Annotated in this window: 23 protein-coding genes; 7 read left to right on the forward strand and 16 right to left on the reverse strand. The window is 66.9% G+C overall.

What is annotated here, in order from left to right:
• A complete protein-coding gene (locus ACK41U_RS11655; protein ID WP_409680119.1) occupies nt 1-693 on the forward strand; it encodes a metal-dependent hydrolase in 693 nt (230 codons plus the stop codon).
• Complete coding sequence (locus tag ACK41U_RS11660; protein WP_409680121.1) at nt 690-2,495, forward strand: aminopeptidase P family protein; 1,806 nt, start codon at nt 690-692, stop codon at nt 2,493-2,495. Before ACK41U_RS11655 ends, ACK41U_RS11660 begins: the two co-directional genes overlap by 4 nt.
• A 76-nt stretch (nt 2,496-2,571) precedes the next feature.
• Here the strand turns inward: ACK41U_RS11660 and ACK41U_RS11665 are convergent, their stop codons facing one another.
• The 3 genes from ACK41U_RS11665 to gltX all read right to left on the reverse strand — a co-directional run bounded on the left by ACK41U_RS11665 (nt 2,572) and on the right by gltX (nt 6,121).
• Nucleotides 2,572-3,243, reverse strand: a complete 672-nt coding sequence (locus tag ACK41U_RS11665; RefSeq protein ID WP_409680124.1) for an SDR family NAD(P)-dependent oxidoreductase — start codon at nt 3,241-3,243, stop codon at nt 2,572-2,574.
• A gap of 113 nt (nt 3,244-3,356) precedes the next feature.
• Nucleotides 3,357-4,646 carry a citrate synthase gene (locus ACK41U_RS11670; RefSeq protein WP_409680127.1) on the reverse strand — a complete coding sequence of 430 codons (1,290 nt, stop codon included), beginning with the start codon at nt 4,644-4,646 and terminating at the stop codon, nt 3,357-3,359.
• A 77-nt stretch (nt 4,647-4,723) separates the two neighbouring features.
• Nucleotides 4,724-6,121, reverse strand: coding sequence for a glutamate--tRNA ligase (gene gltX, locus ACK41U_RS11675; protein ID WP_409680130.1), 1,398 nt, complete (start codon nt 6,119-6,121; stop codon nt 4,724-4,726).
• A gap of 114 nt (nt 6,122-6,235) precedes the next feature.
• Here gltX and ACK41U_RS11680 point away from each other — a divergent pair, with 114 nt between their 5' ends.
• Entirely contained in the window at nt 6,236-8,410 is a 2,175-nt protein-coding gene (locus ACK41U_RS11680) for a ComEC/Rec2 family competence protein (RefSeq protein ID WP_409680134.1), read from the forward strand.
• Here the strand turns inward: ACK41U_RS11680 and ACK41U_RS11685 are convergent.
• From ACK41U_RS11685 to ACK41U_RS11695, 3 genes are all read right to left on the reverse strand, one after another.
• Complete coding sequence (locus tag ACK41U_RS11685; protein ID WP_409680137.1) at nt 8,386-8,637, reverse strand: DUF2798 domain-containing protein; 252 nt, start codon at nt 8,635-8,637, stop codon at nt 8,386-8,388. The two genes, ACK41U_RS11680 and ACK41U_RS11685, sit on opposite strands and share 25 nt — an antisense overlap.
• Nucleotides 8,638-8,711: 74 nt before the next feature.
• Nucleotides 8,712-10,073 (reverse strand): aminotransferase, encoded by a 1,362-nt coding sequence (locus tag ACK41U_RS11690; protein WP_409680140.1) that lies wholly within the window; start codon nt 10,071-10,073, stop codon nt 8,712-8,714.
• A gap of 68 nt (nt 10,074-10,141) precedes the next feature.
• A complete protein-coding gene (locus tag ACK41U_RS11695; RefSeq protein ID WP_409680142.1) occupies nt 10,142-10,471 on the reverse strand; it encodes a TfoX/Sxy family DNA transformation protein in 330 nt (109 codons plus the stop codon).
• Between the two features lie 63 nt (nt 10,472-10,534).
• Between ACK41U_RS11695 and miaB the strand changes: the two genes are divergently transcribed.
• Nucleotides 10,535-11,848, forward strand: a complete 1,314-nt coding sequence (gene miaB / locus ACK41U_RS11700) for a tRNA (N6-isopentenyl adenosine(37)-C2)-methylthiotransferase MiaB (protein ID WP_409680145.1) — start codon at nt 10,535-10,537, stop codon at nt 11,846-11,848.
• 206 nt (nt 11,849-12,054) lie between these two features.
• Here miaB and ccoP read toward each other — a convergent pair whose 3' ends face one another.
• Genes ccoP through ccoN form a run of 4 tightly spaced genes read right to left on the reverse strand, consistent with a single transcriptional unit; the run spans nt 12,055 to nt 15,633 of the window.
• Nucleotides 12,055-13,092, reverse strand: a complete 1,038-nt coding sequence (ccoP, locus tag ACK41U_RS11705; RefSeq protein ID WP_409680148.1) for a cytochrome-c oxidase, cbb3-type subunit III — start codon at nt 13,090-13,092, stop codon at nt 12,055-12,057.
• Complete coding sequence (locus ACK41U_RS11710; RefSeq protein ID WP_409680150.1) at nt 13,092-13,280, reverse strand: CcoQ/FixQ family Cbb3-type cytochrome c oxidase assembly chaperone; 189 nt, start codon at nt 13,278-13,280, stop codon at nt 13,092-13,094. The genes ccoP and ACK41U_RS11710 overlap by 1 nt, the downstream gene beginning before the upstream one ends.
• A 10-nt stretch (nt 13,281-13,290) precedes the next feature.
• Nucleotides 13,291-14,016, reverse strand: coding sequence for a cytochrome-c oxidase, cbb3-type subunit II (gene ccoO / locus ACK41U_RS11715; RefSeq protein ID WP_409680153.1), 726 nt, complete (start codon nt 14,014-14,016; stop codon nt 13,291-13,293).
• A gap of 12 nt (nt 14,017-14,028) precedes the next feature.
• Complete coding sequence (gene ccoN, locus ACK41U_RS11720; protein WP_409680156.1) at nt 14,029-15,633, reverse strand: cytochrome-c oxidase, cbb3-type subunit I; 1,605 nt, start codon at nt 15,631-15,633, stop codon at nt 14,029-14,031.
• A gap of 207 nt (nt 15,634-15,840) precedes the next feature.
• Between ccoN and ACK41U_RS11725 the strand changes: the two genes are divergently transcribed.
• A complete protein-coding gene (locus ACK41U_RS11725; protein ID WP_409680159.1) occupies nt 15,841-16,680 on the forward strand; it encodes a universal stress protein in 840 nt (279 codons plus the stop codon).
• A gap of 94 nt (nt 16,681-16,774) precedes the next feature.
• Here the strand turns inward: ACK41U_RS11725 and queE are convergent, their stop codons facing one another.
• The 4 genes from queE to fnrL form a co-directional block, all read right to left on the reverse strand.
• Entirely contained in the window at nt 16,775-17,509 is a 735-nt protein-coding gene (gene queE / locus ACK41U_RS11730) for a 7-carboxy-7-deazaguanine synthase QueE (RefSeq protein WP_409680162.1), read from the reverse strand.
• A complete protein-coding gene (queD, locus tag ACK41U_RS11735; RefSeq protein WP_409680165.1) occupies nt 17,506-17,859 on the reverse strand; it encodes a 6-carboxytetrahydropterin synthase QueD in 354 nt (117 codons plus the stop codon). The genes queE and queD overlap by 4 nt, the downstream gene beginning before the upstream one ends.
• Entirely contained in the window at nt 17,859-18,566 is a 708-nt protein-coding gene (queC, locus tag ACK41U_RS11740) for a 7-cyano-7-deazaguanine synthase QueC (protein ID WP_409680168.1), read from the reverse strand. Before queC ends, queD begins: the two co-directional genes overlap by 1 nt.
• 173 nt (nt 18,567-18,739) lie before the next feature.
• A complete protein-coding gene (gene fnrL, locus ACK41U_RS11745) occupies nt 18,740-19,456 on the reverse strand; it encodes a transcriptional regulator FnrL (RefSeq protein WP_409680185.1) in 717 nt (238 codons plus the stop codon).
• A gap of 83 nt (nt 19,457-19,539) precedes the next feature.
• Between fnrL and hemN the strand changes: the two genes are divergently transcribed.
• The gene (gene hemN, locus ACK41U_RS11750; protein ID WP_409680171.1) at nt 19,540-20,895 is read left to right on the forward strand and encodes an oxygen-independent coproporphyrinogen III oxidase; all 1,356 of its coding nucleotides are present in this window, start codon (nt 19,540-19,542) and stop codon (nt 20,893-20,895) included.
• 72 nt (nt 20,896-20,967) lie between these two features.
• Here hemN and polA read toward each other — a convergent pair whose 3' ends face one another.
• Entirely contained in the window at nt 20,968-23,766 is a 2,799-nt protein-coding gene (gene polA / locus ACK41U_RS11755) for a DNA polymerase I (protein ID WP_409680174.1), read from the reverse strand.
• Between the two features lie 76 nt (nt 23,767-23,842).
• Here polA and ACK41U_RS11760 point away from each other — a divergent pair, with 76 nt between their 5' ends.
• Nucleotides 23,843-24,022 carry a DUF2256 domain-containing protein gene (locus tag ACK41U_RS11760; protein WP_409680177.1) on the forward strand — a complete coding sequence of 60 codons (180 nt, stop codon included), beginning with the start codon at nt 23,843-23,845 and terminating at the stop codon, nt 24,020-24,022.
• A gap of 60 nt (nt 24,023-24,082) precedes the next feature.
• Here the strand turns inward: ACK41U_RS11760 and ACK41U_RS11765 are convergent, their stop codons facing one another.
• Nucleotides 24,083-24,196, reverse strand: a complete 114-nt coding sequence (locus ACK41U_RS11765) for a zinc-finger domain-containing protein (protein ID WP_409680188.1) — start codon at nt 24,194-24,196, stop codon at nt 24,083-24,085.
• Nucleotides 24,197-24,202 lie beyond the last annotated feature (6 nt).

The raw sequence follows: 24,202 nt of genomic DNA on the forward strand, positions 1-24,202 counted from the left end.
ATGAAACTGACCTGGCTTGGCCATTCCGGCTTTCGGCTTGAGATCGAGGATGCCGTCATCCTGATCGACCCGTGGATGACCGGAAACCCCGTCTTTCCCGAAGGCGCCCGCGACGCGGCCGTCACGGGCGCGACCCATATCCTGCTGACCCACGGCCATGGCGATCACAGTGGCGACAGCCTGTCGCTGGCGCGAGATCTGAAGATCCCGGTCGTGGGGATCTATGATCTGATCAGCCATTGGCAACAGGCCGAGGAGTTCGAGGGGATCGGCTTCAACAAGGGCGGCACCGTCGATCTGGGCGGGGCCATGGTCACGATGGTCAATGCCAGCCATTCCAGCTCGCTCGGCGGGCCGGACGGGCCGGTCTATGCGGGCCACGAATCGGGCTATATGATCGCGGGCGAGGGGCGCGTGATCTATCTGTCGGGCGATACCGACATCATGGCCGATATGGAGTGGATGGGCGATCTGCACAAACCCGATATCGGCATTCTGTGCGCGGGCGGGCATTTCACCATGGACATGGCGCGGGCCGGATATGCGGCAAAGCGCTATTTTGATTTCAGGACCGTGATCCCGTGCCATTACAAGACCTTTCCCCAGCTTGAGCAATCCGCCGATGCGCTGATCCGCGCCCTGCCCGGTGTCGAGGTGATCGAGCCGCAGGTGATGAAGGCCATCACGCTGTGAGGTTTCAGCAATTCGACGACCCGGCGGGCGGGGGCGATCACGCCGCGCGGCTGGGGGCTTTGCGCAAGGCTCTGGCGGCGCAGGATCTGGCGGGTTTCATCGTGCCGCGCGCCGACGCGCATCAGGGCGAATATGTGGCCGGGGCCGATGCGCGGCTGGCCTGGCTGACCGGGTTCACCGGCAGCGCGGGCTTTGCGATCGTGGCCCCTGACCGGGCGGGGGTGTTCATCGACGGGCGCTATCGCGTGCAGGTCAGCACCCAGATCGACCTGCGCCATTTCGCGCCGGTGAACTGGCCCGAGACGCGGCCTTCGGACTGGCTGCGCGAGGCCTTGCCGCAGGGGGGCCGCGTGGGCTTTGATCCATGGCTGCACACACGGCGCGAGATCGGGACCATGGCCCGCGCGCTGGAGGGCAGCGGGATCGCGCTGGTGGCGGTTGCAGACAATCCGGTGGATGCGGTCTGGCCTGACCGCCCTGCCCCGCCGGTCGGGGCGGCGCGCCGCCATGACGATGTGCTGGCGGGTGAGACCGCCGCACAAAAGCGCGCGCGGCTGGCGGTTGATCTTCGGGCTGCGGGCGAGGCGGCGGCGCTGCTGACCCTGCCGGATTCGATCTCGTGGCTGCTGAATATCCGGGGCAGCGACCTGCCCCGCAATCCGGTGGTGCAGGCATTCGCGCTGTTGTCCGATGACGGGCGCGTCACCCTGTTCGCCGATCCGGCCAAGTTCAGCGACGATCTGCGCGCGCATCTGGGGGATCAGGTCTCGGTCCTGCCGCCCGATGCGCTGGAGGCGGCTTTGGCTGCCGCAACGGGCCCGCTGCGGCTCGATCCCGGCTCGGCCCCCGAGGCGGCGTTCCGCATTGCCGAAAAGGCGGGCATTGCCGTCTCGACCGGGCCTGACCCGGCGGTGCTGCCCAAGGCGCGCAAGAATGCGGCCGAACTGGCGGGCATGCGCGCGGCCCATCACCGCGACGGCATCGCCATGGTGCGGCTGCTGGCATGGCTGGACCGCCAGCAGCCCGACACACTGACCGAGATCGACGTGGTCCGGCGGCTTGAGGATCTGCGCCGCGAGGCCGGGATCATCGACATCAGCTTTGAGACGATCATGGGGTCGGGGCCGAACGGCGCCATCGTGCATTACCGCGTTTCCGAGGCCAGCAACCGCCGTCTGGCGCCAGGCGATCTGCTGCTGATCGATTCGGGCGGGCAATATGTCGATGGCACGACCGACATCACCCGGACGGTGCCGCTGGGGACACCGCGCGCCGATGCGGTGGCACCCTATACCGCCGTGCTGCGCGGCATGATCGCGCTGTCACGGGCGCGGTTTCCGCGCGGCGTGGGCGGGGCGCATCTGGATGCGCTGGCGCGGCAGTTCCTGTGGTCCGGGGGGCTGGATTTCGACCACGGCACCGGCCACGGGGTCGGCGCCGCGCTGTGCGTGCACGAGGGACCCGCGCGGATCAGCCGCACCAGCGACATGGCGCTGGAGCCGGGGATGATCCTGTCCAATGAGCCGGGCTATTACCGCGAGGGCAGCTTTGGCATCCGGATCGAGAACCTGATCGCGGTGACCGAGACCAATGCCGAACCCGGTCGCCGGATGCTGGGTTTCGAGACGCTGACCCTGTGCCCCATCGACCGCCGCCTGATCGACCTGGCCGCCCTGTCGCGCGCGGAATGCGACTGGCTGGACCGCTATCATGCGCAGGTGCGCGCGGCGCTGGCGGACGATCTGGAGGGGGACGAGCGCGACTGGCTGATGGCGGCGACTGCGCCCTTGGGGCAGCCCTAGCTCAAAAGCGCAACGACCGGGGGGTGCGGGGGGCCGGCAGCCCCCCGCGCGCTCGCGGGACGCAATCTGCGCCGCCTCAGACCGGCAGGGCGTCGAGAATGCGCAAAGCCTCGTTGCGGCAGGGTGTCAGCACGCTGCGGTCCTCGCCGGGATGGAACCGGGCGCGGGTGGCGGTGGGCATGGGGGCCGGGGTTTCGATCACCACGCGGGGGCCGGTCTTCACCGTCTCGGCCTGCCAGCTGCGCGCCAGCGCGATCTGTGCGGCCTTGGTGGCGCCATAGGCGCCAAAGAACTTGCGCCCGCCCTGCGGGTCGTCAAAGAACAGCGCCGTGCCGTTTTTCTGCCGCAGCAGCGGCTCGATCAGCGCGATCAGCCCGCGCGTCACCTCGGCATTGATCAGCAGCGATTTCGACCAGTCCTTGCCGCTGACATGCGGCGCGGGCGCCAGCGGTGCCGCGTGGATGGCACAATGCGCCCAGAGGTCGATGCCCCCCCAGCGCGCCGCCGCCGCCTGCACCAGCTGCTGCATGGCGGCAGGCTCGGCCACATCCATCGGCGCCAGCGTCGCCTGACCGCCCGCGCGGCGGATGCGGTCGTCCAGCTCTTCCAGCGCGCCCACCGTGCGGGCCACCGCCAGCACATGAAACCCGCGCACCGCCAGCTCTTCGGCCAGCGCCGCGCCCAGACCCCGCGAGGCCCCTGTCACCAGCGCCAGCCGGGGCGCCCCTTGATCGCTTTGAATGCTCATGCCCGCTCCATTGCCACCCGTCCCGCCGCCGCGCAAGCCCCCTTGGCGCCCGCGCATGGCGGCATGAAAAAGGCCCCCGTCCGGGGGCCTTTCGTCAGCACCGTTTCCGGCGGTCAGCGGCCGCTGACCGCCGTATAGTCGCGCTTGTCGCTGCCGATATACAGCTGGCGCGGGCGACCGATCTTGTTCTGCGGATCGCCGCTCATTTCCTTCCACTGCGCGATCCAGCCCACCGTGCGCGACAGCGCAAAGATCGGCGTGAACATCGAGGTGGGGAAGCCCATCGCCTCAAGGATGATGCCCGAATAGAAATCAACGTTGGGATAGAGCTTTTTCTCGATGAAATACTCGTCCTCCAGCGCGATCTTTTCCAGTTCCTTGGCGACCTGCAGGGTGGGGTTGTTGCCCACGCCCAGCAGTTCCAGAACCTCGTCGGCGGATTCCTTCATCACGGTCGCGCGCGGGTCAAAGTTCTTGTAGACCCGGTGGCCGAAGCCCATCAGCTTGAACGGATCGTTCTTGTCCTTGGCGCGCTCGATGAATTCGGGGATCCGGTCGACGGTCCCGATTTCGCGCAGCATCTCCAGACAGGCCTGGTTGGCGCCGCCATGGGCAGGCCCCCACAGACAGGCGATCCCCGCCGCGATGCAGGCAAACGGGTTGGCCCCCGACGAGCCCGCCAGACGCACGGTCGAGGTCGAGGCGTTCTGCTCGTGATCGGCATGCAGAGTGAAGATCCGGTCCATCGCGCGGGCCAGCGCCGGGTCGACATTGTATTTCTCGGCCGGAACCGAAAAGCACATGTTGAGGAAGTTCGACGCGTAATCCAGCTCGTTCTGTGGATAGACGAAGGGCTGCCCGATCGAGTATTTATAGGCCATCGCGGCAATGGTCGGCAGCTTGGCGATCAGGCGGATCGCCGCGACCTCGCGCTGCCAGGGATCGTTGATGTCGGTCGAGTCGTGGTAGAACGCCGACATGGCGCCGATCACACCGACCATCGTGGCCATCGGATGCGCATCGCGGCGGAAGCCACGGAAGAAGTTGTGCATCTGCTCGTGGACCATCGTGTGGCGGGTCACGCGGGTCTCGAAGTCGATCATCTGCTGTTCGGTCGGCAACTCACCGTAAAGCAGCAGGAAGCAGACTTCGAGGTAATGCGATTTTTCGGCCAGCTGCTCGATCGGGTAGCCGCGATACCACAGCTCGCCCTTGTCGCCGTCGATATAGGTGATCGTGGACTCGCAGCTCGCGGTCGAGGTGAAGCCCGGATCAAAGGTGAACACGTCGGCCTGTGCATAAAGCTTGCGGATGTCCAGCACATCCGGCCCCTGTGTCGGGCTGAGAACCGGCAGGTCATATTCCGAATTGTTGATTCGCAGCTTGGCGATCTTGTCAGCCATGTAGGCGTCCTTTCCGGCTAGGCCGGGTCGTGCCCACGACAACTGCTGGGCGCGTCCCTGGCATGTGGGGGCAGGTGTCAGCCTGCCAGATCGGTCTGGTCCAGAAGCCGGGCCAGCGATTCCTCGCGGCCAAGCGCCGTCATCATATCGAACACTGAAGGGGCAACGCTGGTCCCGGCCAGAGCGGCGCGCAAGGGCCCCGCAATCTTGCCCAAACCGACGCCATGTTCCTCGGCGACCTGCTTGGCCGCCTCCTCCAGCTCGTCTCGCGACCAGCTAGCATGCTGCAGTGCGGCAGTCAACGATTTCAGCATACCACGGGATACCGTATCCAGCTGCTTCGCCGCCTTTTCGTCCGGCGCAACAGGCCGGTCGATCATCGCAAAGCGCGCCTGACCAAGCAGTTGCGGCAGGCTGCGCGCCTTTTCCCGCAGCGCCGGCAAGGCCGCCCCGATCCGGTCGCGCTGACGTTGCGTCAGGGCTGCGGCGCCGGTTTCCGCCAGCCAGTCGTCCAGCGTGGCCATCAGCGCGGCCGCGTCCATATGACGGATATGGTGGCCGCTGACATGTTCCAGCTTCTTGAAATCCAGCCGCGCGGGGGCACGCCCGATGCCCCCCAGATCGAACCATTCGCGCGCCTGCGCGTCATCGAACAACTCGTCATCGCCATGGCTCCAGCCCAGCCGCGCCAGATAGTTGCGCATCGCCGCTGCCGGATAGCCAAGCGCCGCGAATTCATGCAGCCCGACGGCGCCATGACGCTTGGACAGCTTCTTGCCATCCTCGCCATGGATCAGCGGGATATGGGAATAGACCGGACGCGGCCAGCCCATCGCGTCGATGATCTGGATCTGGCGGGCGGTGTTGGTCAGGTGGTCGTCGCCCCGGATCACATGGGTCACGCCCATGTCGTGATCGTCGACCACCACGGCCAGCATATAGGTCGGCGTGCCGTCGCTGCGCAGCAGCACCATATCGTCCAGCTGGTCATTGGCCACGCGCACATCACCCTGCACCTGATCGGCGATCACCGTCTCGCCCGTGCGGGGCGCGCGCAGGCGGATCGCAAAGGGCGCGTCGGGCAGGTCGGTCGCGTCGCGCCACGGGCTCTGGAACGGCTGGCGAGGGTTGGCCTCGCGCCATCCGGCGATCTCTTCGGGCGTCGCAAAGCACTTGTAGGCCGCGCCTTGCGCCAGCATCTGACGGGCGATTTCGGCGTGGCGGTCCTTTTGCGCGAACTGGCTGACCGGCGCGCCGTCCCAGTCCAGCCCCAGCCATTCCAGCCCTTTCAGGATCGCCGCCGTCGCCTCGGGCGTGGATCGCGCGCGGTCCGTATCCTCGATCCGCAGCAGGAATTTCCCACCCCGGCCACGGGCATAGAGCCAGTTGAACAGCGCCGTCCGCGCGCCGCCGATATGAAGATAGCCGGTCGGCGAGGGGGCAAAGCGGGTCACGACAGGGGCGTTCTGGGTCATCTGGGCCTTCGGAAGATGGGCAAACGGGGTGAAAGCGGCGGCGTTAACGCTTTGGTAAGGCCGCTCTGCCATTCTTGGACGCAGTGATAGTGGCCGGACCGGGAAAGGACAAGGATGTTGCCCCGTCAGGGCGCGGGGATCGCGCCAGCAGTTGCGGTGCCGGGCTTTGCGGACAATCGCGCGTTGCGGCCCCGCCCGCCTGCGGCACCCCGCGCGGGGCTGCTGGCCTGGCTGCCGGTCTGTCTGGGCGCGGGGATCGGGCTGTGGTTTCTGTGGCCCGCCTTGCTGGCGCCCTGGGTCTGGGTGGCGCTGGCGGGGCTGGTGTCTGGCGCATTGCTGGTGGCGCGCTGCGCGCCCGGATGGGCCGGGGCGGGTTTCATCGGCTGGCCGCTGGCCGACGGGTTGCGGCTGGCGGGGCTGGCGGTGGCGCTGCTGGCGGGTGGCTTTGCGCTGGCCGGGGGGCGGGCCGGATGGGTCGCCGCCCCGGTGATGGAGTGGCGCTATTACGGCCCGGTCGAAGGCCGTGTGGTCCAGATCGACCGCTCGGCCCGTGACCGGCTGCGCCTGACGCTGGATCAGGTGATCCTGCGCGACCACAGCCCCGACCGGGTGCCGCGCAAGGTCCGCCTGTCGCTGACGGATCACGACGGCGGCGGTCTGCCGCCCATCGGCCAGCGCGTGATGCTGACCGGCCATCTGGGTCCGCCACCCGGCCCCGCGGCGCCCGGCAGCTTTGATTTCCGCCTGAACGCGTGGTTTCAGGGCCTCGGCGCGGTTGGCTATTCGCGCACCCCCATCATGGCGGTGGCCCCGCCGGAAGGCGGACGCTGGCAGATGCACCGCGCCCGCATGGCCCTCAGCGCCACGCTTCAGGACCGGATCGCGGGCCAGCCCGGCGCGGTGGCGGCGGCGCTGATGACCGGCGACCGCTCGGGCATCACCGAGGCCACGACCGAGCTGATGCGCGCCTCGAACCTGTCGCATGTGATCGCCATTTCGGGGCTGCATATGGGGCTGCTGGCCGGTTTCGTCTATGCCACGCTGCGCCTGTCGCTGGTTCTGGCCGAGGGGCTGGGCGCGCGCCTGCCCCTGCCCGCGCACAAGCTGTCAGCCCTCGGTGCGCTGCTGGCGGCGGCGGGGTATCTGTGGCTGTCGGGCGCCAGCGTGGCGACACAGCGGGCCTTTGTCACCGTGGCGGTGATGCTGCTGGCGATTCTGGCCGACCGGCGCGCGATTTCCCTGCGCACCGTGGCGCTGGCGGCCACCGCGATCCTGATCCTCAGCCCCGAGGCGCTGACCTCGCCCGGTTTCCAGATGAGCTTTGCCGCCACCATCGCGCTGATTCTGGTCTTTGGCCCCTGGACGCGGCATGCCGGGCGCCTGCCCTTCTGGGCGCGGCCGGTGCTGATGCTGCTGGTCTCGTCGCTCGTTGCCGGGCTGGCGACGGCGCCGATCGGGGCGGCGCATTTCAACCGCATGTCGCAATACGGGCTGCTGGCCAATATGCTGGCAGTGCCGGTCATGGGCACGCTGATCATCCCCTCGGGCGTGATCGCCCTGCTGCTGTCCCCTCTGGGACTGGAGGGTCCGGCCCTGTGGCTGATGGGGCTGGGCACCGGCTGGATGCTGCGGGTTGCGGGGTTCGTCGCCGGGCTGGACGGCGCCGTGATCGCCATTCGCCTGCCTCCGGTCGCGGTGCTGCCGCTGCTGAGTTCCGGCGCGGTGGGGCTGGTTCTGTGCTGGCGCGGGCGTGCCGGGCTGCGGCACCTGTCGCCGCTGTCAGCGGGCTGCGCGCTGTCGGCGCTGATGATGACGGCAGGCACGGCGCTGTGGCTGACGGCGTCCCGCCCGCTGGTCCTGATCGCGCCCGAGGGCGAGGCGGTGGGCATCCTGACGCCTGCGGGCCGCGTCGTGTCCAAGCCCGCCGGGGGCAGCTTTGTCGTCTCGACCTGGCTGGTCGAGGATGGCGACAGCGCGACACAGGTGCAATCGGCGGATCGCCCGCTGTGGCAGGGCGACACGCGCGACCGGCGGGCGCCGCTGCCCCATGGCTGGCAGATCGGGCACTTCACCGGCAAAGGGTCGGGCACACGGGCGGGACCGTTCTGCGCCCCCCGCCGCATCCTTGTCGCGACCGAGCCTGTGCCGGACCTCGGCACCAACCCGCCCTGCCTGATCTTTGATCTGGCCCGGTTGCGCCGGACGGGTGCTGTCGCGCTGGACATCGGACCCGACGGACCAGTCTGGCGCAGCGTGACCGGGGTTCAGCCCGCGCTGCGACCGCGCTGACCGGCGGGCGTGGTCAGGCGCGCGACCAGTCGGCGGGCCAGCGGCGCCACCACCAGCACCGCCGGAAAGGCCACCGCCCAGCTGGACAGCCAGGTGCCCAACCACAGCCCCGCCACGCCATCGGCCATGCCGACCGCCCGGAAGGTCGCAATGGCCGAGACCAGCGCGGACATGAGGCCGGACAGAAAGAACCCGAACAGAACCGGGGCAAAACGTGCAGGAATCATCTCACATTCCCTTACAAGAATACGTCCTCACCCTATACGCCCCGCCCCGCATGTCCAGCCCTGCCACAGGCCGGTCAGGCGACCTCGGCAAAGACCTTTTTCAGCGCCTGCTCCAGCTTGTCGAACATCTCGTCCATCTGCGGCTGGGTCAGGATGAAGGGCGGGCACAGCACGATCGACTGCCCAAGCGGGCGGCAGATCAGGCCCAGATCGGTGCAGGTATTGGCGATGCGTTCGCTGACCGACAGATGCCCCTCGAACGGGGTCTTGGTTGCCTTGTCGCGCACCGCCTCCAGCGCCCACATGAATCCCACGCCGCGATATTCACCGATATTGGGGTTCTGGGCCAGTTGGCGCAGCCCGTCCTCGAAGCGCGGGGCAAGGTCGATGACGTTCTGCGCCAGCCCCTCATTCATCACCACATCAATGGCCTTCAGCGCGATGGCGCAGCCGACCGGGTGGCCCGAGGCGGTGAACCCATGCGGGAATTCCTCGATCTTTTCGACGGCGGCCTGCACGCGGTCGGCCAGCTGCGGCCCCAGAATCACCGCGCCCATCGGGAACAGCCCCGCCGTCAGGTTCTTCGAGCTGATGATCGCATCGGGTGTGAAATCATAGGTCTGGCTGCCCCAGGTGTTGCCGGTGCGCCCGAAGCCGGTGATCACCTCATCCGCGATCATCGGAATGCCGTGCTTTTTCAGCACCGGCATGATCGCCTGAAAATACCCCGCCGAGGGCGGAATGACGCCGCCCGCCCCCTGCACGGGTTCCGCGAAAAAGCCCGCGATGGTGTCGGCACCCTCGGCCTGGATCGTCTCGTCCAGCTCGCGCGCAAGGCGGGCGGTGAACTGTTCCTCGGTCTCACCCTCGGCGCCAAAGCGCCAGTAATGCGGGCAGGTCAGGTGGATAAAGCCCGGCAGCGGCAGACCAAAGACCGAATTATAGGGCTTGCCCGTCATGCTGGCCGAGACGGCGGTAACGCCGTGATAGGCGTTCCAGCGGGTCAGGATCTTGCGCTTTTGCGGATTGCCCTCGGAGGCGTGCATGAACCACAGCATCTTGACCATGGTGTCGTTCGCCTCGGATCCCGAGTTGGTATAGAACACCCGGCCGCGCGAGAACGGCGACACCTCGACCAGCTTTTCCGACAGCATCACCGTCTGGTCCGACATCCGCCCGAAAAACGCGTGATAGCCGGGAAAGCGGTCGTATTGATCCTTGGCCGCCTGCGCCAGACCCTTGTGATCAAAGCCCGCGACCATGTTCCACAGGCCCGAATTCGCATCCAGATAGCGGTTGCCGTTCACGTCCACGACATAGGGGCCTTCGCCATGGGTCAGCACGACGGCGCCGCGTTTGTGAACGCTTGGCAGGTCGGTGAACCCGTAGAGCGAGTATTCGTCGGCGCGGGCTTCCCAGCTTTGCGGGGTGTTCATCCTGTGTGCTCCTTACGGCTTTGGCGGCAGGCTAACGCCGCGCCGCGCGGCGTTCAATGGGGCGCGGATCAGCCGGGCGGGCGCAGCCCGATCTCGTCCAGCGCGGCCTCGATCCCTGCCAGTGGCACGCCGCGGACCTGAGCCACCAGCGCGTCGAACCGCACCCGCAGCGCCTCTTTCTCAGCGCCCTTGCAGTCGTTCCAGGGCCGCCCCTGCAACGCCATATGCATCACATAATAGCCGATGAAATGCGGTCGTTCCCCCGCGATCAGCAATGCGCGATAGGCCGCATCCGCGCCCATCCCGCGCAGCGCTGCCGCATCCGCCACACCCGCCGCGATCAGCGACCGCGCCGTGGCCGGGCCGATATTGGGAATGCCTGTCAGGTCGCTCTCCATCCCGTGCCTTTCCAAAAGCCTGTCTTTGCTGTATCGCTGCGCGACCTTCAGGAACAGCATGACATGACCGCCAGCACCCCGGCCGCGAAAAAACTTTTCATCAAGACCTATGGCTGCCAGATGAACGTCTATGACAGCCAGCGCATGGCCGAGGCGATGGGCGCCGAGGGCTATGTGCTGACCGAGGATCAGGCCGAGGCCGATATGGTGCTGCTGAACACCTGCCATATCCGCGAAAAGGCCGCCGAAAAGCTGTATTCCGATCTGGGGCGCCTGAAGCCGCTGAAGGCCGCGCGCCCGGATCTGAAGATCGGCGTGGCGGGCTGCGTGGCGCAGGCCGAGGGGGCCGAGATCATCCGCCGGATGCCGCTGGTCGATCTGGTCGTGGGGCCGCAGACCTATCACCGCCTGCCCGCCATGGTGCGCGGCCAGGCGCCCGCCATCGACACCGATTTCCCCGAGGAAGACAAGTTCGACCACCTGCCCGCCCCGCGCGCCACCCGCCGCGCGCCCGCCGCCTTTCTGACCGTGCAAGAAGGCTGCGACAAGTTCTGCGCCTTTTGCGTGGTGCCCTATACCCGCGGGGCCGAGGTTAGCCGCCCGCTGGATCGCATCCTGTCCGAGGCCCGCGATCTGGTCTCGCGCGGGGTGCGGGAAATCACGCTGCTGGGGCAGAACGTGAATGGCTGGCACGGGGGCGCGGGCGGTTTCGGCGGCCTGATCCGCCAGCTGGCCGAGGTTCCGGGGCTGGACCGCATCCGCTATACGACCAGCCATCCCAACGACATGTCCGAGGATCTGATCGCCGCGCATGGCGACGTGCCGCAGTTGATGCCCTATCTGCATCTGCCGGTGCAGTCGGGCAGCGACCGCATCCTGAAGGCGATGAACCGCAAACATACTGCAGATCAATATCTGCGCCTGATCGACCGCATCCGGGCCGCGCGCCCCGACATCGTGCTGACCAGCGATTTCATCGTGGGCTTTCCGGGCGAGACCGATCAGGACCACGCTGACACGCTGCGCCTGATCGAACAGGTCGGATTTGGCATGGCCTACAGCTTCAAGTATTCGCCGCGCCCCGGCACGCCCGCCTATGACCGCCCCGAGGTGGACAGCGCCGTGGCCGATGCGAGGTTGCAGGAATTGCAGGCGCTGCTGACCCGGCAGCAAAAGGCCGTGCAGCAGGGCATGGTCGGTCGGACCGTCAGCGTGCTGTTCGAAAAGGCGGGCCGCGAGCCGGGGCAGATCATCGGCAAATCGGACTATCTGCACTCGGTCTTTGTCGATGCGCCCCACGCGCAGGTCGGCGATCTGGTGCAGGTGCGCATTATCGAAAGCGCGCCGAATTCGCTGCGGGGCGCGCTGATCGCCTGAGAAAAAACCGGTCCCCGGTGGAACGCGCGAACATGTCCGGGGACCGGCCTTCCACGCGGACAGGCCTGCGCGGAAGCGGTGGCGCAAGTCGGCTTCGCGCCGCTTGCGGATAGATCACCGGCCCCCCGAGGAACGCGCGAACAGGACCAGGGGGCCGGGATTGCCGCGCCGGCTGGGCTGGCGCGGAACCGATGGGGCGGGGCGGCTTATTCGCCGCCGCCAAGCCCGTGAACATAGACGGTCAGGGCGCGGATCTCGGCCTCGGACAGGCGGTCGGACCATGCGGGCATGACGCCGAACGGACCCTCGGCGATGATCCGGTGCAGGGTTTCGGGCTCACTGCCATAGAGCCAGACCTGATCGTTCAGCGCAGGCGCGCCCTGCGCCCGGTCGCCGCTGCCGTCATCCATATGGCAGGCCGCGCAGTTATCGGCGTAGATCGGCGCCCCCGCCACGGCCAGCGTGGCATCATGCGGCTGACCCGACAGCGACAGGACGAACTGCACCACACGGTCGATCTCGCGCTGGGTCAGCAGCCCGTCGGTGCCGAAACGCGGCATCTCGGACCAGCGGGTGTCCGGGTCTTTCGGGTCGCGGATGCCGTGCAGCAGCGTCAGGTGGATGTCATCCAGCGCGCCGCCCCACAGCCAGACATCGTCCAGCAGGTTGGGATAGCCCCGCGCGCCGCCCGCGCCCGCACCATGGCACTGCGCGCACCATGTCCGATAGAGCGCGCCGCCCGCATTCACGGAATAGCTGAGCAGCTCGGGATCATCGGCCACCGCGTCCAGATCGGTCGCGACAAGGGCCGCCTGAACCGGCGCGCTGGCGGCGGCAAAGCGGTCGATCTCGGCTGCGACCTCGCTGCGGGCATTGGTGCGCAACACGCCCTGCGTCGCCTGCGTGACCAGCGGGATCGCCGGATAGGCGATCATGTAGCCGATGGCCCAGACGATCGTGGCGTAAAAGGTCCACAGCCACCAGCGCGGCATCGGGTTGTCGTATTCGGTGATGCCGTCCCATTCATGCCCGGTCGAGGGCGTTTCCTTGAGCCCGACGCCGTGGCGACCCTTGCGCCGCTGGCTGGGGGTCAGAGGCTTGTCGGGGGCAGAGCGGGGCGGAATGACACCCTCGATCTTGGCGGCGTGCTCGGCATCGGCGGCCTGACGGCCAAGGCCGATCTGGTTGTCGGGATTCTCCGGCGAGGCGTGGTCGTCTGCCGGCTTCTTGGGGTCGTCGGACATCAGCGGTCCTCCTTGTCTTTGTCGTCGGCAGGACGTTCTTCGTTGCGGAAAATGCTTTCGGCGGCGTCTTTCTGGACGCGGCGGGCACCGGGGCGGAACACGAAGAGGATCACCCCCACGAAGACCAGCACCAGCACCAGAAGGGCCCAGCTGTCGGCCAGCGCGCGCAGGAAGCTGTAGGTTTCCATCGGCCGGCCCTCAGCGGTTCGGGTCAGGCTCGAAGGTCGAGAAATCGACCATCGTGCCCAGCACTTGCAGATAGGCGATCAGGGCGTCCATCTCGGTCAGCTGCGGCTGCCGGTCAAAGTTACGCACCTGCGCGCCGGGATAGCGCGATTGCAGCGCACCCAGATCACCGAACTGGTCGGCCTGCGTGCGCAGATCGGCGGCGGCGTTGTGGATCATCTCGTCGTCATAGGGCACGCCCACGCGGCTTTCGGCCACGATGCGCTGGCGGATATGGTCAGGGCGGATCACCCGGTCCAGCAGGAAGCCGTATTTCGGCATGATTGATTCCGGCACCACCGATTGCGGATCGCGCAGGTGGTCGATGTGCCATTCATCCGAATAGCGCCCACCGACACGAGCCAGATCCGGCCCGGTCCGCTTGGACCCCCATTGGAACGGGTGGTCATACATCGATTCCGCCGCAAGGCTGTAATGGCCATAGCGTTCGACCTCGTCCCGCATCGGGCGGATCATCTGGCTGTGGCAGACATAGCAGCCCTCGCGGACATAGATGTCGCGGCCCGTCAGCTCCAAGGGCGTGTAGGGGCGGACCCCTTCCACGCTCTCGATGGTGTTTTCCAGATAGAACAGCGGCGTGATCTGGACGATGCCGCCGATGGTGACGACCAGAAAGGAAAAGACCAGCAGCAGCGTCGCGTTCTTTTCAAGGATCTTGTGCTTTTCAAGAATTGCCATTGTCTGATCCCCTTACTCTGCCGGAACCGCGATTGCGGTGCTGTTGGCCTTGGGTTGCCGGGCGACGGTCGCCCACAGGTTCCAGGTCATGATGATCGCGCCCGCCAGATACAGAACCCCGCCCAGACCGCGCACGACATACATCGGGAACTTGGCGCTGACCGTGTCGGCAAAGGCGTTGACCAGATAGCCGTGCTGATCGACCTCGCGCCACATCAGCCCCTCCATGATGCCGGTGACCCACATCGAGGCGGCGTAGAGAACGATGCCGATGGTGGCCAACCAGAAGTGCCAGCTGACAAGGCCCAGACTATACAGCCGCTCGCGCCCCCAGAGCCGCGGCACCAGATAGTAAAGCGCGCCGAAGGTGATCATGCCGTTCCAGCCAAGCGCGCCGGAATGGACATGCCCGATGGTCCAGTCGGTATAGTGCGACAGCGAGTTGACGGCCTTGATCGACATCATCGGCCCCTCGAAGGTCGCCATGCCGTAGAACCCCACCGCGACGACCATCATGCGGATGATCGGATCGGTGCGCAGCTTGTCCCAGGCCCCCGACAGGGTCATCAGACCGTTGATCATGCCGCCCCACGAGGGCATCCACAGCATGATCGAGAACACCATCCCAAGCGTCGCTGCCCATTCCGGCAGCGCCGTGTAATGCAGGTGATGCGGCCCGGCCCAGATATAGAGAAAGATCAGCGCCCAGAAGTGGATGATCGACAGCTTGTAGCTATAGACCGGACGCTCGGCCTGTTTCGGGATGAAGTAATACATCATCCCCAGGAACCCGGCGGTCAGGAAAAAGCCCACCGCGTTGTGGCCATACCACCACTGCACCATGGCATCCTGCACGCCCGCGAAAAGCTGCACGGATTTGCTGCCCCAGATGCTGACCGGCAACGACAGGTTGTTGACCACATGCAGCATCGCAATGGTCACGATAAAGGCCAGATAGAACCAGTTGGCGACGTAGATATGCGGCTCGCGGCGCCTGATGATCGTGCCCAGAAACACCGCCAGATAGGTGACCCACACAACCGTCAGCCACCAGTCCACATACCATTCCGGCTCGGCATATTCCTTGGACTGGGTCGCGCCCAGAATATAGCCGGTCGCGGCCAGCACGATGAACAGGTTATAGCCCCAGAACACGAACCACGCCGCATTGCCGCCCCACAGCCGCGCCGCCGAGGTGCGCTGCACCACATAGAACGAGGTCGCGATCAGCGCATTGCCGCCAAAGGCAAAGATCACCGCGCTGGTGTGCAGCGGGCGCAGCTTGCCGAAATTCAGATAGCCCTGCGTCAGGTCGCTGAAGTTCAGCGCCGGAAAGGCCAGTTGAAAGGCGATGACAACGCCGACCAGAAAGCCCACCACGCCCCACAGGACCGTGGCGATCACCCCCGCGCGGACCACCCCGTCGGCATATTCACGCGGATTGGGCGCGGTGTAGGGCTCGTCAATGTGGCGCAGCACCCACAGAAACATCCCACCCGCGACCAGCATGACGGTCAGCGCATTGACCTGATAGGCCAGATCGCGGGCCATATTGGCCCCGATGGCTGCGAACAGGGCGATGGCGCCCAGCAGGATCAGTTTTACAAAATTCCACATGGCGTCCCCGTGCCCATCCGCTTCGCGTCCCTTCGCTGTGCCCTGCGCCTTGGCGAATCGCCCCGGCGGCATGGCTGTCGATGATCCGGGGATAGGGCGGGCGGGATCGCGGAACCTTGATCTGGGTCAAACCTGTGACTTGACCGGGATCAAGGCGCACAGCCCCCGCCACAGGCACCATCGCCCCATCACCGAAAGGAGCCTGCCATGTCCTTCAAGACGATTCTCACCGTCCTCACCGATCCGGCGCAACTGCCGCAGTTGGACGCCGCCGCCGCGCTGGCGGTGCGCGAGGATGCGCATCTCGACATCCTCTGTCTGGGGATCGACCTCAGCCAGCCGGGCTATTTCTTCCCCGGCGGCTCGGCCTATCTGCTGCAAGAGGCCATCGACAGCGCCGTGACCGAGGCCCGCGCGCTGGAACAGCGCGTCCGCCAGCATCTGACCCCGGCCAGCGACCTGCGCTGGTCGGTCGAATCGGCGGTCGCGCAAAGCGGCGGCATCCCGGCGATCGTGGGCCTCAGGGCGCGGTTCTCGGATCTGACGCTGCTGGGCAGCCCCTATGCCGAGGGTCAGCCCCCCGAGGCCGAAATCGTCGCCGAGGCCGCCCTGTTCGAGGGCAGCTGCCCGGTCATGGTCCTGCCCAAAGCGCAACTGCCCGAGGCGCCGCTGCGCCGCATTCTGGTTGCGTGGAACCAGTCGGCCGAGGCGCTGGCGACGATCCGGCGCGCGCTGCCGCTGCTGCGCGCGGCCCAGATGGTCGAGGTGACCTGCATCGACCCGCGCCGCACCAGCTCGGAGCGCTCGGACCCCGGCGGCGCGCTGACGCAGATGCTGACGCGCCACGGTGTTCGGGCCGAGATCGCGGTGCTGGCCCGCACCGCGCCCACCATCAGCGACGAGCTGAACCGACGCGCGGTCGAGATCGGCGCCGACCTGATCGTGATGGGCGCCTACGGCCATTCGCGCTTTCGTCAGGCGATTCTCGGCGGCGCCACGCGCAATATGCTGGAGAAATCCTCGGTGCCGGTCTTCATGGCGCGCTGAGGCAGAGAACCCCGGCGCCGCAGGAGGGGGGACGCAGGGGGGTCCGGGGGGACGCATAGTCCCCCCGGCACGTCGCGGGACGCAATTGCCGCCCTCACACCCCGCGCAGGTTTCCCCATAGCAGCACATGCAGCTGCGGCAGCACACGCGGCCGGAACCAGCGATCCGCCGTCACCTTGTCCACCAGCCACAGCAGCCGGTCGGCCACATCCTGCGCCGCAACCGGCAGATTGGGATCAACCTCTGGATTGCCCGGCTGCAGATATAGCGGCAGATCAGGATACCGTCCCGCCACCTCGCGCGCCCAGTCATAGTCGCGCTGATCGAAGATCACGATCTTCATCACCATCTGCCCCCCGCCCTGCCCCCCGCCCCGGCCCGCCGCCACACAATCGGCGAATGCCTCCCAATCGGGGGTTTCCCCGCTGGACGGCGGCTTGGGGCTGAGAACCAGCATATCCAGCGCCCCGAACCAGTCCCGCGCGATGGAGCCCTGCGTTTCCAGCGCAAAGCGGTAGCCCGCGGCCCGGCCCCGCGCGATCAGCGGCCCGAAATCCTGAATCGCCGGATTGCCGCCCGAGATCGAGACGGTCAGCGCCTGCCCGCCCGACAGCTGCTCGACCTCGGCCCAGATCTGCCCGGTGGTCATCGGCGCCCATGTCGCGCGATAGGCGCTGTCCACCGCATGCAGCGAATCGCACCACAAACAGCGGTAATCGCAACCACCCGCGCGGACAAAGACGGTGGGCTCACCGATCAGCGCGCCCTCGCCCTGAATGGTGGGGCCAAATATCTCGGCAATGCGCAATGGCTTTTCTGCGGGCGTCATGGCCGGTATTCCGCCCAGGTCTTGGGCGTCTCGCTGACCCGCACGGCGCTGGTTTCCGGCCAGCGGCTGCTGCACCAGTCAAAGAAATGCCGTGCGAGGTTTTCGGCCGTGCTGGGAACCTCCAGCAGATCGTTCAGATGCCGGTGATCAAACTGCCCGTCGATATAGTCCTTCAGCGGCTTCAGCTCGTGATAGTCGCGCACGAAGCCGTCGGCGTTCAGACCGGCGGCGGCCAGCTCGACCACCACGACATAATTGTGGCCGTGCAGCCGGGCGCATTGATGGTCCGGGGCCAGATGGTCCAGCCGGTGCGAGGCGCTGAAATGGAATTCCTTGCTGATGCGGAACATCACGCCCCCTCGCGCGCATGGGCCGCGACGGCCACCTGCCAGAAGCCCGCGTCGTCATAGGCGGTCGGATCGGGAATGCCTGCCAGATGGAACGCCTCGCGCCGCTCGACGCAGGTGCCGCAGCGCCCGCAATGGCGGGCACCGCCCTTGTAGCAGGACCATGTCTGCACGAAGGGTGTGCCGACTGCCGCCCCCGCCGCCACGATGTCGGCCTTGGTCGCCTGCACGAACGGCACCTGCAGGGCGATGTCGGCATAGCCCTCCAGCGCCGCGCGCTGCATGGCGGCGAAGGCATCGGTGAAACCGGGCCGGCAGTCGGGATAGATGAAGTGATCGCCGCCATGGACCGCCGCCGCCACCGCCGTGTCGCCATTGGCTGCGGCAATACCGAAGGCGACGCTGAGCATGATCGCATTGCGGTTGGGCACGATGGTGATGCGCATTGTATCCTCGGCATAATGCCCGTCGGGCACCGCCAGATCATCGGTCAGCGCCGAGCCGGTCAACGCCGCGCCAAGGCCGGACAGATCGACGAGGTGAAAGGGCACGCCCAGCCGGGCGGCGCAGGCGCGGGCGAAATCCAGCTCCTTGCGGTGGCGCTGGCCGTAATCGAAGCTGACGAGGCGCGACAGGCGGTGGTCCTGTGCCAGAAGATGGGCAAGCGAGACAGAGTCCAGCCCGCCCGAGCAGACGAGAGTGGTGTTCATTTTTGTGACCCTTGTTTTTGTGACCCGGGTAGGCTGCGACCGGGAGGGGGCCGGTTAGCAAGAAATGCGGGCCATGGAAAGGGCAGCAGACCGGGTCGGGGGGGCGCTGCCCCCCGTCCTGCGGACTCCCCCCGGGATATTTCTTCCAAGGCAAAGGGGCCGAGTGGCGCGATTCAGCTGAGGCAGCCGCCGTCCGAATCATCGCCGGAGGCATCGACGAGCTGGGCGAAATCCGGCACGATCACGCCGCGTTTGCCGGACAGCTCGATGACGCCTTCGCGTTTCAGCGCGCTGACCTGACGGCTGACGGTTTCCAGCGTCAGGCCGAGGTAATCGGCCATCGCCTCGCGCGTCAGGGGCAGGTCGAGTTCCATCCGGCCGCCGGGCAGGCGCTTTTGCAGCGCCGCCTCGCGCCGGGCAATGATCGAGATGAAGGAGGCGATTTTCTCGCGCGCGGTCTTGCGGCCCAGCAGCAACATCCATTCGCGCGCCGCGTCCAGCTCGTCCAGCGTCATCTCCAGCAGGCGATGCGCGATATGGGGGGTCTTGCGCATCAGCTCTTCGAAGGGTTTGCGCCGGAAGCAGCACAGCACCACCTTCGTCGCCGCCGTGGCGTTATAGGCGGCAGCCTCGCGGCCCGGACGGCCCAGAAAATCGCTTGGCAGCAGCAGCCCGACCATCTGCGTGCGCCCGTCTTCCAGCGTCTGCGTCAGCGAGGCGACGCCCGTGACCACCGAGGCCACGAAATCCATCCGGTCGCCCTCCCACAGGATCGGCTGGCCAGCCTCGTAGCTGCGGTAGAACTTGATCTGCTCCAGCAGGACCAGCTCGTCGGTCTCGCATTGGGCGCAGACGGCCCGGTAGCGGATCGGGCATTCGGAACAGCGCATCTCGGACGCAGGGCCGGATGAGAGCTGTCTGGATTTGATCTGGGTCAAGGATGTTTCGCGCATCGTTTCTTAGGCATAGACCTATGAGCTATATTTCGCAACTCAGACGACTTGGTTTGTTCGACGCGCGGGTGCCGCGTTACACGAGCTATCCGCCCGCGACCCAGTTCAAGGCGGCGGTGGACGGGCCGCGTGCGGCGGGCTGGATCGAGGCGGTGCCGGCGGGCGCACAGGTGTCGTTGTATATCCATGTGCCCTTCTGTCGCAGGCTGTGCTGGTTCTGCGCCTGCCGGACGCAGGGCACGCAAAGCCTTGATCCGGTGCGGGCCTATGTGGAGACCTTGCTGACCGAGATCGCGGCCTTGCGGGCGCGGATGGCGCCGGGTGTGCGGTTGTCGCGGCTGCACTGGGGCGGGGGCACGCCGACGTTGTTGCCGCCCGATCTGATCGCACGGCTGGCCGGGGCGGTGTTTGCGGCCTTTCCGCTGGCCGAGGGGGGCGAGTTCTCGGTCGAGATCGACCCGTCCGAGTTCGACGCGGCGCGGATGGCCGCCCTGGCGGCGGCGGGGATGAACCGGGCCTCGATCGGGGTGCAGGATTTCGATCCGCTGATCCAGGAGGCGATCGGGCGCCCGCAGAGTTTCGAGCTGACCGCCGAGGCGGTGCGGCTGATCCGCGATCATGGGGTGAGCAGTCTGAACGCCGATCTGCTATATGGCCTGCCCCATCAGACGCAGGCGCGCATGTCGGATACGGTGCAGAAGGTGCTGGCGCTGTCGCCGGACCGGGTCGCACTGTATGGCTATGCGCATGTGCCCTGGATGTCGAAGCGGCAGGTGATGATCCCCGACGAGGCGCTGCCCGATGGCGAGGCGCGGCTGGCGCTGTTTGACACCGCGCAGGAGCTGTTTCTGGCGGACGGGTTCACCGGCATCGGGATCGACCATTTCGCGCGTGGGCGCGACGGGCTGGCGCGGGCGGCAGCCGAAGGCCGGTTGCGGCGCAATTTTCAGGGCTATACCGACGATCCCGCCGAGGTCCTGCTGGGGTTGGGGGCGTCCTCGATTTCGCGCTTTCCGCAGGGCTATGCGCAGAATGCGCCTGCGACCGGGGCCTATACGGCGGCGGTGCGGGCGGGGCTGGTGCCGGTGGTGCGGGGCCATGCGTTCAGCGCCGAGGATCTGTGGCGCGGGCGGATGATCGAGATGCTGATGTGTGATTTCCGCATCGACATGGCCGAGATCGAGGCACGTTTCGGCCTGACTGCCGCGCGACAGAGCGCGCTGTATGCGCCGTTGCTGGCGCGGTTTGGCGCGGCGTTGCGGATGGGCGGCGACGCGCTGGAGATCACCGATGAGGGGCGACCCTTGGCGCGGATGGTGGCGCAGGCGCTGGATGGTTATGCGGTGACCGAGGGCAGCCATTCATCAGCGGTCTGAGCCTGTCGCGGGCCGAAGAGCGGGGGTTTCACACCCCCGCGCCCCCGTGGGATATTTTTCCAAGGCAAAGGGTCAGTGTGCCTCGGCCCAGTTGAGGCCCTGGCCTGCATCGACATCGAGCGGCACCGAGAGTTTGACCGCCGGTTCGGCCGAGGTTTCCATCACCTCGCGGGCGCGGGCGATGAGGGGGTCGATGGCGTCGTCGCGGACCTCGAACACCAGTTCGTCATGGACCTGCAGCAGCATCCGGGCGGGCAGGTCGGCGATGGCACCCGGCATGCGGATCATCGCGCGGCGGATGATGTCGGCGGCGGCGCCCTGAATGGGCGCGTTGATGGCGGCGCGGCGGGCGCCGCCTGCGGCGGGGCCGGACTGGTTGATGCCGGGCGTGTTGATGCGGCGGCCAAAGAGGGTGGTGACATAGCCGTCCTGTTTCGCATCGGCCACGGTCTTGTCCATATAGGCGCGGATTTCGGGGAAACGCTGGAAATAGGTGTCGATGAAGCTTTGCGCCTCGGCCCGCGGGATGCGCAGGTTGCGCGAGAGGCCAAAGCCCGAGATGCCATAGATGACGCCGAAATTGATCGCCTTGGCCTGACGGCGGACACCTGGGTCCATGCCTTCGACCGGCACGCCGAACATCTGGCTGGCGGTCATGGCATGGATGTCGATGCCGTCGCGGAACGCCTGTTTCAGCGCCGGGATGTCGGCGACATGGGCCAGGATGCGCAGCTCGATCTGGCTGTAATCGAGGCTGACCAGCTTGTAGCCCTCGGGCGCGATGAAGGCCTGACGGATGCGGCGGCCCTCTTCGGTGCGGATGGGGATGTTCTGCAGGTTGGGATCGGTCGAGGACAGCCGTCCCGTCTGCGCGCCGGTGATCGAATAGCTGGTGTGGACGCGGCCCGTTTCGGGGTTCACATAGGTGGGCAGCGCATCGGTATAGGTGGATTTCAGCTTGGCGATCTGGCGCCAGTCCAGCACGCGGGCGGGCAGGTCGTGGCCTTCTGCCGCCAGATCTTCCAGCACGTCGGCGCTGGTGGAAAAGGCGCCGGTCTTGCCCTGCTTGCCGCCCGCAAGGCCCATCTTGTCGAACAGGATCTCGCCCAGCTGCTTGGGGCTGGCGATGTTGAAGCTCTCGCCCGCCAGTTCGTGAATCTCGGCCTCAAGCCCCGCCATTTTCTGGGCGAAGGCGTTCGACATCTGTTTCAGCGTGCCGGTGTCGATGCGGATGCCCGTCATCTCCATCTGCGCCAGAACCGGGATCATCGGCGCCTCCAGCGTATGATAGACGGTGCTGACCCGTTCGGGCGGCAGCATCGGCGCGAAATGGTGCCAGAGGCGCAGGGTGACGTCGGCATCCTCGGCGGCATAGGGGGCGGCCTTGTCGATCGCCACCTGCCCGAAATGGATCTGTGCCTTGCCCGAGCCGATCAGCTCCTTGATCGGGATGCATTTATGGCCGAGGTAACGCTCGGCCAGTTCATCCATGCCGTGGTTGTGGGTGCCTGCGTTCAGCGCATAGGACATCAGCATCGTGTCGGCCAGCGGCGTCATGCGGATGCCGTGACGGGCCAGCATCTTCCAGTCGTATTTGAGGTTCTGGCCGATCTTGAGGGTGGCCGCATCCTCGAGCACCGGTTTCAGCGCGGCCAGCACGGCGTCGGGGTCAAGCTGGCCCTCGACACGGGCGGACTGGCCAAAGAGGTCGTCGGCCCCCGCGACATGGCCCAACGGGATATAGCAGGCCCGGCCCGGCGCCACCGCAAGGCTGATGCCGACCAGCCCGGCCTGCATTTCGTCCAGACCCGTCGTTTCGGTGTCGATGGCGACCGCGCCCGCGTCGCGGATGGCGGCGATCCAGCGGTCCAGTGCGGCCATGTCGGTGACGGTCTCGTAGGCGGTGGTGTCGATGGCGGGCAGGTCGGGGGCTGCGGGGGCATCGCTCGCGGGCGCCGCCTGCACGGCGGGGGCCTCGGCGCCAAGACGCTCGGCCACGCGGGTGGTCAGGGTGCGGAACTCCATCTGGGTCAGGAAGGCCAGCAGGCGGTCGGGATCGGGGGCACGCACGCCAAGCGTCTCCAGCGGCTCGGCCAGCGGCGTGTCGCAATCCAGCTGCACGAGGCGTTTGCTGATGCGGATCTGGTCGGCATTGTCCAGCAGGGTCTGGCGGCGCTTGGGCTGCTTGATTTCGCCCGCGCGGGCCAGCAGGGTTTCCAGATCGCCGTATTCCTGAATGAGCAGCGCGGCCGTCTTGATGCCGATGCCGGGCGCGCCCGGCACGTTATCGACCGCATCACCGGCCAGGGCCTGCACATCGACCACGCGGTCGGGGCCGACGCCGAACTTCTCGGCCACCTCATCGGGGCCGATCAGCTTGTTCTTGATCGGGTCCAGCATCTCGACCCCGTCGCCCACCAGCTGCATCAGATCCTTGTCGCTGCTGACGATGGTAACACGGCCCCCGGCTTCGCGCGCGCGACAGGCAAAGGCTGCGATGATGTCATCGGCCTCGTAGCCCTCGGTCTCGATGCAGGCGATGTTGAAGGCGCGGGTGGCGTCGCGGGTCAGCGGGAATTGCGGGCGCAGATCCTCGGGCAGGTCGGGGCGGTTGGCCTTGTAGGCCGGGTAAATCTCGTTGCGGAAGGTTTTCGAGGAATGGTCAAAGATCACCGCCGCATGGGTGGGGGCGTCGCTGCCGTTGTCCTCTTGCACGTATTTCCACAGCATGTTGCAAAAGCCCGCGACCGCGCCGACCGGCAGCCCGTCGGATTTGCGCGTCAGCGGCGGCAGGGCGTGATAGGCGCGGAAAATGAAGGCCGATCCGTCGATCAGATGCAGGTGACAGCCCTTGCCGAATGCGTCGCTCATGCTCAGTTATCCTTGATGGTCGCGCCCGTCTTGTGCCACGGACAGGCCCCGGCTTCCAGCCGCCCAAGAGGTGCCAATGGCAAAGATGCGCCGCAAATCCGACCTGCCGCAAAAGATCTGCGCCGTCTGCGGGCGGCCGTTTGCGTGGCGCAAGAAATGGGCAAGTGTCTGGGACGAGGTGCGCTATTGCTCGGACAGATGCCGGGGGGACGCGCGCAAGGGGGCTGGGGCTGGCAAAGCCAGCCAGCCGCGCTGACCCCCTCGATGGGGGTCTGCGCGGCTTTGCGGGCCGGGACGGCAGCGCGCCGGTGCAGCGTTAGTGATCGTCCCCGGCATGGGCGCGGTCGATGACAAAGCGCTTGTCGCAATAGCCGCAATCGACGAACCCCATCTCGGGCGAGATCGCCAGCCAGACGCGCGGATGGCCCAGCCCTGC

It is taken from the genome of Paracoccus sp. (in: a-proteobacteria) (genome assembly GCF_046289755.1).
GTDB lineage: Bacteria > Pseudomonadota > Alphaproteobacteria > Rhodobacterales > Rhodobacteraceae > Paracoccus.

Bases quoted from the DNA above. Each gene is read 5' to 3' on its own strand.
- queD (WP_409680165.1), bottom strand. From the start codon at position 17,859: ATGTTCCGCATCAGCAAGGAATTCCATTTCAGCGCCTCGCACCGGCTG.
- ccoN (WP_409680156.1), bottom strand. From the start codon at position 15,633: ATGTGGAATTTTGTAAAACTGATCCTGCTGGGCGCCATCGCCCTGTTC.
- ccoO (WP_409680153.1), bottom strand. From the start codon at position 14,016: ATGGCAATTCTTGAAAAGCACAAGATCCTTGAAAAGAACGCGACGCTG.
- ACK41U_RS11760 (WP_409680177.1), top strand. From the start codon at position 23,843: ATGGCAAAGATGCGCCGCAAATCCGACCTGCCGCAAAAGATCTGCGCC.
- ACK41U_RS11655 (WP_409680119.1), top strand. From the start codon at position 1: ATGAAACTGACCTGGCTTGGCCATTCCGGCTTTCGGCTTGAGATCGAG.
- ACK41U_RS11725 (WP_409680159.1), top strand. From the start codon at position 15,841: ATGTCCTTCAAGACGATTCTCACCGTCCTCACCGATCCGGCGCAACTG.
- ACK41U_RS11710 (WP_409680150.1), bottom strand. From the start codon at position 13,280: ATGGAAACCTACAGCTTCCTGCGCGCGCTGGCCGACAGCTGGGCCCTT.
- ACK41U_RS11695 (WP_409680142.1), bottom strand. From the start codon at position 10,471: ATGGAGAGCGACCTGACAGGCATTCCCAATATCGGCCCGGCCACGGCG.
- hemN (WP_409680171.1), top strand. From the start codon at position 19,540: ATGAGCTATATTTCGCAACTCAGACGACTTGGTTTGTTCGACGCGCGG.
- gltX (WP_409680130.1), bottom strand. From the start codon at position 6,121: ATGACCCAGAACGCCCCTGTCGTGACCCGCTTTGCCCCCTCGCCGACC.
- ACK41U_RS11670 (WP_409680127.1), bottom strand. From the start codon at position 4,646: ATGGCTGACAAGATCGCCAAGCTGCGAATCAACAATTCGGAATATGAC.
- ACK41U_RS11680 (WP_409680134.1), top strand. From the start codon at position 6,236: ATGTTGCCCCGTCAGGGCGCGGGGATCGCGCCAGCAGTTGCGGTGCCG.
- ACK41U_RS11665 (WP_409680124.1), bottom strand. From the start codon at position 3,243: ATGAGCATTCAAAGCGATCAAGGGGCGCCCCGGCTGGCGCTGGTGACA.
- polA (WP_409680174.1), bottom strand. From the start codon at position 23,766: ATGAGCGACGCATTCGGCAAGGGCTGTCACCTGCATCTGATCGACGGA.
- miaB (WP_409680145.1), top strand. From the start codon at position 10,535: ATGACCGCCAGCACCCCGGCCGCGAAAAAACTTTTCATCAAGACCTAT.
- ACK41U_RS11690 (WP_409680140.1), bottom strand. From the start codon at position 10,073: ATGAACACCCCGCAAAGCTGGGAAGCCCGCGCCGACGAATACTCGCTC.
- queC (WP_409680168.1), bottom strand. From the start codon at position 18,566: ATGAACACCACTCTCGTCTGCTCGGGCGGGCTGGACTCTGTCTCGCTT.
- queE (WP_409680162.1), bottom strand. From the start codon at position 17,509: ATGACGCCCGCAGAAAAGCCATTGCGCATTGCCGAGATATTTGGCCCC.
- ACK41U_RS11685 (WP_409680137.1), bottom strand. From the start codon at position 8,637: ATGATTCCTGCACGTTTTGCCCCGGTTCTGTTCGGGTTCTTTCTGTCC.
- ccoP (WP_409680148.1), bottom strand. From the start codon at position 13,092: ATGTCCGACGACCCCAAGAAGCCGGCAGACGACCACGCCTCGCCGGAG.
- fnrL (WP_409680185.1), bottom strand. From the start codon at position 19,456: ATGCGCTGTTCCGAATGCCCGATCCGCTACCGGGCCGTCTGCGCCCAA.